The 12,152-nt window shown below is 67.6% G+C and carries 7 protein-coding genes; 2 read left to right on the top strand and 5 right to left on the bottom strand.

Features of this window, described 5'->3' with window-relative positions:
- Window positions 1-5: 5 nt before the first annotated feature.
- The 5 genes from SCA01S_RS06890 to SCA01S_RS06870 all read right to left on the bottom strand — a co-directional run bounded on the left by SCA01S_RS06890 (window position 6) and on the right by SCA01S_RS06870 (window position 8,078).
- Window positions 6-1,400: an FAD/NAD(P)-binding protein gene (locus tag SCA01S_RS06890; protein WP_062784240.1), complete on the bottom strand. Its 1,395-nt coding sequence runs from the start codon at window positions 1,398-1,400 to the stop codon at window positions 6-8.
- Window positions 1,401-1,496: 96 nt separating this feature from the next.
- On the bottom strand, window positions 1,497-4,394 hold the full coding sequence (locus SCA01S_RS06885; RefSeq protein ID WP_062784238.1) for a glycoside hydrolase family 2 TIM barrel-domain containing protein: 2,898 nt from the start codon (window positions 4,392-4,394) through the stop codon (window positions 1,497-1,499).
- A gap of 3 nt (window positions 4,395-4,397) precedes the next feature.
- Window positions 4,398-5,789, bottom strand: a complete 1,392-nt coding sequence (locus SCA01S_RS06880) for a family 4 glycosyl hydrolase (RefSeq protein ID WP_062784236.1) — start codon at window positions 5,787-5,789, stop codon at window positions 4,398-4,400.
- Window positions 5,761-6,696, bottom strand: a complete 936-nt coding sequence (locus SCA01S_RS06875; RefSeq protein WP_022675485.1) for a carbohydrate kinase family protein — start codon at window positions 6,694-6,696, stop codon at window positions 5,761-5,763. Before SCA01S_RS06875 ends, SCA01S_RS06880 begins: the two co-directional genes overlap by 29 nt.
- Window positions 6,693-8,078 carry an APC family permease gene (locus SCA01S_RS06870; protein ID WP_084390824.1) on the bottom strand — a complete coding sequence of 462 codons (1,386 nt, stop codon included), beginning with the start codon at window positions 8,076-8,078 and terminating at the stop codon, window positions 6,693-6,695. Before SCA01S_RS06870 ends, SCA01S_RS06875 begins: the two co-directional genes overlap by 4 nt.
- 114 nt (window positions 8,079-8,192) lie before the next feature.
- Between SCA01S_RS06870 and SCA01S_RS06865 the strand changes: the two genes are divergently transcribed.
- Both SCA01S_RS06865 and SCA01S_RS06860 read left to right on the top strand, forming a co-directional pair.
- The gene (locus SCA01S_RS06865; RefSeq protein WP_054131448.1) at window positions 8,193-9,113 is read left to right on the top strand and encodes a MurR/RpiR family transcriptional regulator; all 921 of its coding nucleotides are present in this window, start codon (window positions 8,193-8,195) and stop codon (window positions 9,111-9,113) included.
- A 156-nt stretch (window positions 9,114-9,269) separates the two neighbouring features.
- A complete protein-coding gene (locus SCA01S_RS06860) occupies window positions 9,270-12,083 on the top strand; it encodes a TonB-dependent receptor (RefSeq protein WP_167542868.1) in 2,814 nt (937 codons plus the stop codon).
- The last annotated feature ends 69 nt before the right edge of the window (window positions 12,084-12,152 follow it).

Here is a 12,152-nt window from a genome sequence, read left to right as displayed (position 1 = left end):
GGCGATCAGGCGGCGACAGCGGGTTGCGCCGCGACCAGGTGATCGGCCAGGCGCTGTGCCTGGAGGCGGATATCGGGCACGGCGACCATTTCCCAGTTGAGGCCCTTGGACAGCGCGCCCATGGCATGGATGGGCAGCGCAGCACGGCCGCGCGCATCGCGCAGGCGCCAGTGATCATCGACATCAAGGCCGAGATGCAGCGGGCAGGGCCGCGCCAGGCCGGCGGCCAGCAGGCTGCGCAGCAGGGGATCGCGGCTTTGCGCCGGATCGCCGCCAGGGCCGGTGCAGACCACGACGTGATCGACCGCGAGCGTGGCCACGGCATCGCTGCCGCGGGCGCGCCATTGCGCGAGCAGGCCATCATCGCCATCGGGCACGACCTGTTGCAGGCTGCCGGCCACGACCAGCAGGCGCCCGGCGGCGGCCAGTGTCTCGATCCGCTGGGCAATGGCCGGGGCCATGCGATGGCGGTGCACATCCCACCACGGCCGGGCGTGGCGCAGGAAGCGCGCTTGAGCCACGCCATCGTGCGCCTGCCACAGGGCATGGGTGTGGGGGCGCAGTTCATCGATGGCATGGTGCCAGCCCACGGCGCGGGCGCGGGCGCGAATGTGCCGCAGCAATGCGCTGCCGCGCGCGGCGGGCATCGGCTGGGGCGAAATGGCCGGGCCGCTGGCGGCGTGGGCGCGCGGCACCAGGCCGCGCCGCGACAGCGCGACGATCGGTCCGCGATGGCCGCGCGCCTCGAGCGACTGGATCACGTCGATCGCGGTAAGGCCGGTGCCCAGCAGCAGCACGCGGGCATCGGGCGCGATGGCATCGAGCGCGCCGGGCGCCCAGGGATCGGGCAGGGCCTGGGGCGGGGCCATGGCGGCCAGCGCGTGGTGGCGCTGGGGTGGCAGGTTGCCCTGGGCCAGGACCACGGCGCGGGCATGGAGGAGCGGCGCGCCCTGATCCAGCGCGACCTGGAGCGTGCCATCGGGCAGCGGGGTGACGCCATGCGCGCTGGCAATCGCGATCGTGATGCGATCGGGCATGGCGGCGCGCGCGCTGGCCAGCAGGCTGGCGATATAGGCGCCATAGCTGGCGCGGGTGGCAAAGCGGTTGGCCGCGTCGGTTTCGCCGTGGCCCAGCCAGCGCAGGAAATGGGTGGGATCGTCGGGAAACGCACTCATGTTGCCGGCGCGCACGTTGAGCAGGTGCTGCGGCCCGCAGGCGCCATAGGCAAGGCCATGGGCCAGCGCCTGGGGATCACGCTCGACAATGACCACCCGCACCCCGCGCCGGGCGAGGTGGATGGCCAGCAAGGTGCCGCTGAACCCGCCGCCGATGATCGCCACGGGCAAGTCATCATGGCTGGCAGGCCGCGCCAAGTCATGGAACGGAAACGGATTCGCCATAAATCAACCTTTCAAGTTGATATTAGGCTCGCAAGTTTTTCCTTAACGGTCAATAGCCATTCTATGAACGGTGGCCAGGGCGGGGCATGGTGCGGCCTATGCGCCGAGGCTAACCATGCCGGCCAGGCCGCAACGACCGGGCGTGACGCGGTTATCGAACAGCACATCGAGCAGGCGTTCGCCACTGCCTGGGGGCAGGGGGATGGCCAGCGGCGCCGGAGCGGGATCGGCCTTGAGCGCGACGCGCACGCCGTCGAGCCAGATTTCGGCGCGGCCGACGACACTGGCAAAGCGCACGGTGCCACCCTTGGCTGCCACGGCGCGGCGCGGGGTGAAAGCCAGGTGCAGCAGCACCCAGGGCGCGGCAGGGTCAGTGGGCTGGGTGGCGCCCGGCTTGGTCCAGGCCCAGGAGTTCATGTCACCATCGCCGAGGCGCTGGCCAGGCACCGGGCGTTGCGCGCTGGCCGGTGCCTGGCGCCATTCGGTGAGCGGTTGCGCCGGCGGCACGGCCGGCAGCGCGGCAACCGTGGCGGGATCGACGCGCAGGACGCAGCGCGCCGGGGCGAGACCGGCTGCGGTGGCGACCAGGTGGAGCGGGCCGCTGCCATCGGCGCAGACAATCGCCTGGGCGAGCCCGTTGAACAGCGCCATGGCCCCGCTGCGGCCATCGGCAGCCGGGGTTTCGGGCAGGGCGAGGTTGGGGTCGCCATTGCCGAGGCCGAGGATCTGCCCGCCCTCGACGTGCAGGGCAAAGCCATGTTGCGCCACGGGCACGGACTGCCCGGCGTCGTCGACCGCCATGACCGTGACGGGCACGGCATCGCGGCGTTCGGCCCTGATCCGCAGGCGATCGGGCACCAGGCGCAGCGCCACCGGCGCGCCGGCGGTGACGCAGGTGGCGCTGGCGACCACGCGCCCGTCGCGCCAGCCCTGGGCAAGCAGGCGGCCCGGAGCATAGACCGGGGTGAACCGCGCGACGCCATCGCGCACCGGCGCGCGGGCAATCTCTTGGCCACCAAGGTGCAGCGACACGAGATCAGCATTGCTAGCGACCAGGATCGGCACGGCGCGGCCCTCGCTGCCGGGAAAGGTCCAGTGCGGCCAGATCGCGATGACCGGCGTGGCGCTCCACAGCGCGTGGCGGATGTGAAACCCGCTTTTGGCAAAGCCGCACAGGTCCATCGCGCCGAAAAAGCTGGATGTGCTGGGCCAGCCAAACGGGGTTGCCTCGCCGCGATAATCAAAGCCGGTCCACAGGAAGCCACCGGCCAGCCAGGGGCGCTGGGCGATGAAGGCCCAGGCGGCGCTGTTGGTCTGGCCCCAGGGGACGGCGGTCATGTCATCATCGGCGATCACGTGCCGCGCGGCATCGCCCGTCGCCGCGCCGCGCGTCATCAGGGCAGAGGTGTCTTCGCTGCTGAGCAAGGGACGGGTGGGATGCGCGGCGTGATAGGCATCGATGCTGCCACGACCATAGTTGAAGCCAACCACATCGAGCATGTCGGCAATGTTGGGCTCTGCCTCCATCGCGCCGTTGAGCGCGGCCGTGACCGCGCGGGTGGGATCGAGCGTGCGGACCAGCGCCTTCATCCGCGTGACCATGGCCACGCCGATGCCGCTGGCCTGGATCGATTCCTCGTTGCACAAGGACCAGGCGATGACGCTGGCATGGTTGCGGCCCAGGCGCACCAGCGCGGCCAGGGCATCGAGCGTATCGGGCGCGGCCGACAGCGTGCGGTTTTCCGCCAGGATCATCACGCCAAGACGATCTGCCGCTTCGAGCAGTTCGGGCGCGGGGGCATGGTGCGCGGTGCGCAGCGCATTGCCGCCCATCTCGCGAATGCGGCGCAGGCGATAGTCCCACAGGCTGTCGGGCACGGCAACGCCGACGCCGGCGTGATCCTGATGCGCGCAGACCCCCTTGATCGGGCATGGCTCGCCGTTGAGCAGCATGCCGCGATCCGCATCGAACCGCACGGTGCGCAGGCCCAGCGCGCCGCTTTCCTGATCGGCCAGCACGCCATTGGCCAGCACGCGCGCCTCCAGGCGATAGAGCGCGGGATCGGCCGGCGACCACAGCCTGGGGCGCGGCACTGCAAGGGTGAGCGCGGCCTGCGCCTGGCCTTGCGCGGGCAGAGTGAGCGCGGCCTGCGCAGCGGCCACGGCCGTGCCATCGGGCGCCGTGAGGCGCGCGGCAACGGTAATGGCGGCATCGGCCGCGCCGGAATTGGCCAGATCGAGCGTGAGCGGAACGGCCCAATCGCCGGACGTTGCCGCATTATCGCCCTGGCCCAGCGGGTGGGGCCGCGCGACGAGGCCGTGGCGCACGATGTGCACGGGCGCGCGGCGTTCGATCCAGACGTGGCGATAGAGGCCGGCGCCTTCGTACCACCAGCCTTCGCTGTCTTGCGCGTCAACCCGCACAGCGATGGTGTTGGGCTCTTCACCAAAGCGGGCGAAGGGCAAAAGGTCTATGACCAGAGGGGTGTAACCGCCGAAATGGCGCGCGGCTAGCGTGCCGTTGATCCACACCGTGGCGTTGGTGGCGATGCCATCGAACACCAGATCGAGCGCGCCCTCGCGCCAGGCGGGATCGAGCAGGACGCCGCGCCGATACCAGGCAATGCCACGCGGGCGATAGGCCTGGTCGGGATTGGCCGCCGGATCGGGTGCCTGGCCCAGCGCGAAATCGTGCGGCAGGGTGACCATGGCCCAATCGCCATCGTCGCAATCCTCCGCCGCGCCGCCTGTGGCATTGCCCGCCTTGGCATGGGCATAGGCCGCCTCGTGATCGAGCAGCGGGGCAAAGGGAATGTCGCCGGCGTGAAAGCGCCAGTCTGCCTCAAGCGATAACCGGCGGCGGGGACTGTCAGGCTGTGGAGGCGCCCCCGCCGCCGGGGCGGCAAGCGCCTGGGCAACGATCGGGGATCGGGCCAGCGCGGCAGCCATTGCCGCCGTGCTGGCCAGGATCGTGCGCCGGCTTGCCGACAGCATCACTCAACAGTGCTGGCAGGTGGGATCGAGCAGATCGTGCAGCAGGGCGCCGGTGGGGTCCCATTCGCCGATCGCGGGATGGATCAGCAGGGCCTTGCGTGCCGTGGGCCGTTCGCCGGTCAGCGCCGCATCGATCGCGGCGCGTTCATAGGCCTTGATGCCGTGAACCAGGCCGAGTGCCACATCGGGCAGCGGCGCGATGGGCAGCGGGGTGATGCTGTTGGCATCGATCCGGCTGCTGGTTTCGACGATATCGCCGGCCGGCAGGTTGGGCAGCGCGCCGTGGTTGCGCGTGTTGACCACGATGGTGGCGGGCTTGGCGCCCGTCAGCGCGCTCATCACATCGATCGCGATGCGGTGATAGCCGCTGGCCACGCGGAATGGATCGATGTGGAACGTCGCCTCGGGATCGAAGGCGGAGCCGCCTTCGGCCTCCAGCTTCATGTAGGAGCCGGAGCGGCGGTTGAGATAGGCGGCATAGGCGGCAATCGCGCCCGGCCCATCGTCTGCGCCCAGACGATCGCGCAGCGTTTCGATCAGCGTGACGTTGAGCGCTTCCACTTCGGCGCCACGGCTGGAGCCGTGGCGCTGCTGGTTGGCCAGCGCGCGGCGGCGCTCGTAATAGAAGAACAGGTATTCGGTGGGGATCAGGCGCAGCGCGCGGATCATCGCCTTGTCGAACACCGGGGCGGAATAGAGCTGGTCGAGCACGGCATCTTCGGCCAGCACGCGGTCGAACACGTCCTCGCCATGCAGGCGGATGCCGCGCACCCAGCCCAGGTGGTTGAGGCCGACATAATCGCATTCCACATCAGCCAGCGTGGCGCCGAGCGCATGGGCGATGTTGTGGAACAGTTCGGTGGGCGTATCGCAGATGCCGACGATCTTGGTATCGGTGTGGTTGGCGATCGCCTGGGTGATGAGGCCGGCCGGATTGGTGAAGTTGACGATCCACGCGTCGGGCGCGTGGCGCTGGACCAGGCGGGCCTGCTCGATCGCGATGGGCACGGTGCGCAGCGCCATGGCGGCGCCCGCCGGGCCAGTGGTTTCCTGGCCGGGAAAGCCATGCTCGATCGCGGTGCGTTCATCGGCGGCGCGGCCGGCAATGCCGCCGACGCGGATCGAGTTCATCACGAACGAGGAACCCTCGATCGCGTCTTCGATGCTGGTGGCCTCGCGCACGATCAGATCGCCGCCTTCGGCGCGCACAATGGCGCGGCCCAGCGCGGCCATGATCGCCAGGCGATCGGCATCGGGGTCCCACAGCACCAGTTCGCGCGCGCCCAGCGCCTGGGCGGCATCGTTGACGCCAAACGTGACCAGCGGCGTGCGGACACCGCCGCCGCCGATCAGGGTCAGCTTGCGATCAGTCGTGGAGGGCATAGTTGCGGTCATGAACAGTCCAAAGCTCCTGTGCGTCGGGGATGCCGCCAAGCGCCCCCGGCTTGCGGGTGGAAAGGGCGCCGGTGATGCAGCCGCGTTCGAGACGGCGGCGCAAGGGCGCGGCATCGAGCAGCGCATCAATGAAACCGGCATCGAAGGCATCGCCCGCGCCCGTGGCATCGACCGCCTGCACCACCGGCGGGCGCACGTGGACGATCTCGCCATTGTCGAGCGCGGCGGCACCGCGCGCGCCCAGCTTGAGCAGCGGGTTGCGGATGCCAATGCGCGCGGCGTGATCGAAATAGGTGCCAACGTCGGTGCTGCCGAACAGCAGCTCGGCCTCTTTCTCGTTGGGCATCAGGTAATCGACCTGGGTGATCGTCGGGCGGTTGACCGGGCTGGCCAGCCATTCGGGCTGATAGCCCATGTCGAGTGAGGTAGTGATCCCGCGCGCGGCGAGCAGCGGCAGCACGACCTGCGCCACGGTGTGCGGCACCGGCATGGCGAAGTGGACGTGCGATGCGGCGCAAAGCGTGGCCAGCCCATCGCCCATGGCGAGCGCGCCGACGGCGGAATTGACGCCGATGTGGGTGAAGAACGAGCGATCCTGCGGCGTGGAGATCGAGATCGTCGTGCCGGTAAAGCCATCGCCGATGCGGATGCCGTCGAAGGCCACGCCATAGCCGGCGAGGCGCTGCTCGAACCAGGCGCGATCATCCGCGCCGATCAGGCCGACCACCCCCACCTTGCGGCCAAGCCGGGCAAGGCCACAGGCGGTGGCGATAGTGCCGCCACCCATTTCACGGGTATAGGCATCGGTGGTCACTTCCTCGCCAGGCAGGGGCCAGGCGGGAAAGCCGCTGAAGATGTGATCGACATAGATTTCGCCAACCACGGCGACATCGAAGCGGACGGTCATGGGCGGGAAGCCTTGTGCAAGGAAAATGGCCATTGGCGCGTGCGGCGCGCCATGGCGAGGAACAGCGCGCTGCCCACGGCGATCATCGCCACCCCGGCGAGGATATGCAGCGGGCGCGCGGTGGTGACGATATAGGCCCAGCCCGCCAGGGTGATGATCACCGGCAGCGGATAGAGCGGCATGCGGAACTGGCCGGGCGCGGCCTGCGGGTTCTGCCGGCGCAGCAGGACCACGGCGATGCATTGCGCGGTATATTGGAACATCGTCTGCACCACGATCATCACCGCGATCAGCGTATCGAGCGAGACCAGGCAGGCGAGGGCCGAGGCCAGGCCCATGAACAGCAGTGAAACCGCCGGCACATCGCCACGCGCATTGGTGCGGGCGAACACGGCGAGGAAATCACCGGCGCGCGCGGCGGCAAACGGCACGCGCGAGGCGCCGAGCAGGTTCATCAGCGCCGAGGCCCAGCTGGCGATGAGGATCAGCACAGTGACGATGCGGCCACCGGTGGGGCCATAGATCGCGGCCATGAAATCGGCCACCACGGCCTGCGAATGCATCGCCTGCTGCCAGGGCAGCACGCCCAGGATCGCCAGGTTCAGCCCGATATAGAGCAGCGCGACGAGCGGGATCGACAGCAGCACGGCGCGCGGGATGTTGCGGCGCGGCTCGACCACTTCATCGCCGAGCATGCAGATCGTGTTGTAGCCACCATAATCATAGACGCCGATCAGCGTGGCCGCGCCCAGGCCCATCCAGAACCCGCCGTTGATGGCAAAGGCGTGGGGTGGAAACGAAAAGGCGCGTGCGGCATCGAAATGCACCGCGCCCGAGGCGATGATCCACAGGCACGAGCCGATGACGATCACGCTGGTGGCGACCGAGAGCACGCCGATCGCGCGGATATCGCGCCACAACAGCCCGAGGTTGACGAGGCAGACCGTGGCGGCGATCGCCGCCAGCGTCCAGGGCGACAGGCCCGGCTCAAGCCAGGTGAGATAATGGGCCATGCCCACCGTGCCCGAGGCGATCGACATCGGGCCTATCAGCAGCGTCTGCCACAGGTAGAGAAAGCCGAACAGGCGCCCCAGGCCCTGCGGGCCGAACGCCTCGCGCAAGTAATGGAACGACCCGCCCGAGCGTGGCAGGGCCGAGCCGAGTTCGGCCCAGACAAAGCCATCGCACAGGCACAATACGGCGCCGAGCAGCCAGCCCAGCAAGGCCTGTGGCCCGCCCATGGCAGCCAGCGCCAGCGGAATGGTGATGAACGGGCCGACGCCGATCATGTTGAGCATGTTGGCCGACAGCGCGCCGGCAAACGTCATGCGCGCGCGCCCTGCGGGCGGCGTGCCGATAGCGGTGATGGGTGCCGTGCTCATCGTCATATTAATCAGGAAATGCCATGATTACGTCAATATGAAAATTTTATTCCATGATGAAATGTTGCATCGCCGATCCACTGGCATATACCGGCCAGGACAGTGGAGACAGCGATGACCGCCTCGCAAGACAATGCCCCCGATGCTGCGGCAGACGGCGATGGCCTGCCTGGCAGCGCCGACGCGCTGCGTGACATGATCCTGGCGCGTTACGACGGCATGACCAAGGTGTTGCAGCAGGTCGGCCGCTATGTCCTCGATCATCCCGAAGATATGGCGCTACTCACGCTCAACGAACTGGCCGAGCGTTCGGGCACGCAGCCATCGGCGATCGTGCGCTTTGCCAAGGCGCTGGGCTTTACCGGGGCAGGGCCGATGCAGCGCCTGCTGCGTGACAGCCTGATCGCGCAGAACAGCGCGCTGGGCTATAGCGAGCGGGTGCACCAGTTTGGCGCGGCGGTGGAGGATTCGGTTTCGGCCGGCGGCATCGGCGCGCTGATCGACGAGTTTGCCGAGGGCGACATCATGGCCCTGCAGAACACGCGGGCGATGGTGGGGCGCGAAGGGCTGGCCAATGCCGTGGCGCTGATCGCGGCGGCACGGGTGGTGCACGTGGTCGGCATGCGCCGCGCCTTTCCGGTGGCGGCCTATCTGGCCTATGCCGTGCCGCAAGCGGGCAAGCCGACGATGCTGGTCGATGGCGTGGGCGGCCTGGCGGCGCAGCAATTGCGCGCGATAGGGCCGGACGATGTGCTGATCGCGATCAGCTATCACTCCTATGCCCCGGAAACGGTTTCGGCGGTGGAAGCGGCCTGCGCCGCCGGGGCCAAAGTCCTGGCGATTTCCGACAGCCTGTTGAGCCCGATAGCCAAGCGCGCGGCGCAGACCCTGCTGGTGCGCGAATCCGAAGTGCGCGGCTTTCGCTCGCTGTCATCCTCGCTGTGCCTGGCGCAGGCGCTGGTGGTGGGGCTGGCCTATGACCAACAGCGCAGCGTGGCCGCAGGGGCACCTGGCAGCGGGGGCGATGCCTCGTGACAAAGCGATGGCCTGCTGTGGCGCGACCGTCGCAATTCTGAAATTTTTATATCAAAAATATTAGAAACAGAAAAATCATATTGACAGAAGACGGGCAATACCATTCCATACGCTCAACGCCCGAAACGTGGCGAGAGGGATATGGGGGTTTGTGAAATGATCGGATTGCTCTGTCGGTCGCGTCTGCTGCTTAGCGGATCGACCATGATGCTGGCCCTGGCGGCACAAACGCCGGCCACCGCCCAAACCCTTCCCGCCACGGCGCCGGCATCGGCAGCGCCACTGGCCGATGCGACGGCGGGCACCCCCACCGGCAGCGAGGCGGATCTGGCCGCCGGCATCGTGGTGGTGGGCAACCGCTATCAGGCGGCCACCCTGCAGATGCGTTCGGCCAACACGGTCAATGTCATTTCCGCCCAGGATCTTGAGCACACGGCCGTGCACAACGTGGCCGAAGCGCTGGGCACGGTGCCGGGCATCAACGTGATGAACACCGGTTCGGCCTTTGCCGGCGGCGTCGACGGCGCCTCCCGCGGGGAGGGCATGTTCGTTTCGGTGCGTGGCCTCAATTCCGAATACAACATCAACCTGATCAACGGCGTGTCGGTGGCGCAGGGCAATCCCTATAGCCGTGGCGTGCAACTCAGCCTGCTGCCCCCTTCGGGCCTGCAGACGATCATCGTCAACAAGACCTCGCAGCCCGACATGCTGGGCGATGCGATTGGCGGCACGATCGATTTCCGCACCCCTTCGGCGTTCGACTATGCAGCGGATTCGCGCGGGTCGGTAACGATCGGCGGCCGCGTGGAAAGCCGGGCGCGCGCCTATGGCCAGAATGGCCTGGGCTGGAACGCGGGGGCCGATTATTCGCGCAAGTTCGGCGCGGATCACCAGTTCGGCGTCTATGTCAGCGGCTTTTACGATATCCGCCACTTTGCCAACAGCCTGGTGGGCGGCGTGCAGGAATCGGGCTGCTGCGACAACGGCTATGACTTTGCCGTGCAGGATGCCGCCGGCAACAGCGCGCCCGGCCTCGATCCGGCCGCCAACCTGATCCAGACGGCGGCCAACTTTGGCCTGTCGAGTGGCTATACCGAACGCTTTGGCGGCAACGGCACGTTCGACTGGCGCCCCGATGAAGATACCTCGATCTACCTGCGCGCCAGCTATGCCCGCGCCAAGACCGACCAGAACAGCCAGCTGACCCAGATCGTGGGGGTCAACAAGCAGGACGGGTCGAGCGGCACGGCGCTGGGCAACGGCACCTATGCCCCGGTGATCGGCGCGGTTCAGGCGCGGTTCTGGTATGAAACCAACCCGGCGATCGCCACGCTCGGCACTGTGCAGCTGGGCATGGACAAGCATGCCGGCAAGCTGACCGTGTCGCCCAGCCTGTTCTACAGCTGGGGCAGCAACGCGCGGCCCAACCACATCGAAGTGGCCGGGCGCTATGCCCCGGTGGCCTATGGTGGCTCGACCCTGTTCGGCTATGACAATGGCTATCCCGTGCCGCTGCTGCCCGCCACCGTGCGCAGCCAGCTCAACAATATCAGCGGCATGCCCGCCAATGGCGGCCCGCCGGAATATACCCCGCAGACCAGCTTCCAGCGCAAGGGCGGCGGCAAGATCGACCTCAAGCTCGATTTCGATGGCGGCCATCTTACGTTCCTGAAGGCCGGCTTCCGCGTGGAAACCAGCCACCGCGAAATCACCAACCGCGATTACACCGTGCCCGGTTATGGCAATGCCGCGACGCTGGGCGATCTGGGCGTGATCAGGCAGATCTATCCGGCGGTCTGGCCCAAGCGCTATACCTGGCAGGTGCCGGTGATCGACCAGGGCAAGGTCTTCTCGCTGTTCAACCAGCTGGGCGGCGCGACCGACGCGACGATCGATACCTGCGGATCGAACCCGATCAACAGCTATAACTGCAACACGCAAAAGGCCAACGAGACGGTCTGGGCCGGCTATGTCATGGGCCAGCTGCAGTATGGCAACCTGGAGATCGTGCCCGGCGTGCGCTACGAGCACACCGACATCAAGAACGTGTTCTGGGTGACGCCGACCACCGATGGCAACACCGCGACCGGCGCGTTCGGTTCGAACAAGGCCAAGTTCGATGCGGTGCTGCCCAGCATCGCCTTCACCTATCGCGACAATGGCGGGGCGGTCTATCGCGCCTCGGCCTGGACCAGCTATGTCCGTCCGCCGTTCCTGCAACTGGGTGGCGGCGCCTCGACCAGCGTGTCGGGCGGGGTGACCACCATCACTCAGGGCAATCCCAACCTCAAGGCGATCCGCGCGATCAACCTTGATGCTTCGGGCGAATGGACCATTCCGGGCGGCGGCCACGTGATGCTGGCCGGGTTCTACAAGCACCTGGCGCACTATATCTATGACAACGGCAGCAGCGCCGGGATCGTGACCGGCAGCAATGCCGGCGTCACCACCGGCACGGTGACCTTCCAGCCGCAGAACGGCGGTTCCGGCCATGTCTATGGCATCGAACTGCAGGCCCGGCAGAAGTTTTCGGCGCTGCCCGGCCTGCTTTCCGGCCTGGGCGTGGCGGTGAACTTTACCCGGCAGTGGACGCGGGTTGACGTGCTGGGCGACGGCACGCGCATGGACCGCATCCAGAACGCGCCCGAAGTCATGGCCAATGGCCAGGTCTTTTTCGAAAAGGGCCCGGTCTCGCTCGACGTGAACTACAGCTATGCCGGCGATTATGTCTCGATCTACGACACGCTGGGCAAGAATGCGACGTGGGATGACGTGTGGGTGCGCCCGGTGAGCCGCGTGGACGTGCATGCCGGCTATACCTTCAGCCGCATGTTCAAGCTGGACCTGTCGATCGCCAACCTGTTCAACACGCCCAGCTATTGGTCGCACATCGGACAGCACAGCCTGGCGATTTCCGACATCGTCAATTCGGGAACCACCTCGCTGGTGACGGCGACGATGAAGTTCTGATCATTCCTTCCCGCCTGCGGGCGGTATTTCGGGGAAGGGGCCGGGCAGAAGGGGGCTGCCCGGCCCCTT

This window comes from Novosphingobium capsulatum NBRC 12533, assembly GCF_001598375.1.
Lineage (GTDB): Bacteria > Pseudomonadota > Alphaproteobacteria > Sphingomonadales > Sphingomonadaceae > Novosphingobium > Novosphingobium capsulatum.
This window is presented reverse-complemented; position numbering and strand designations above follow the sequence as displayed.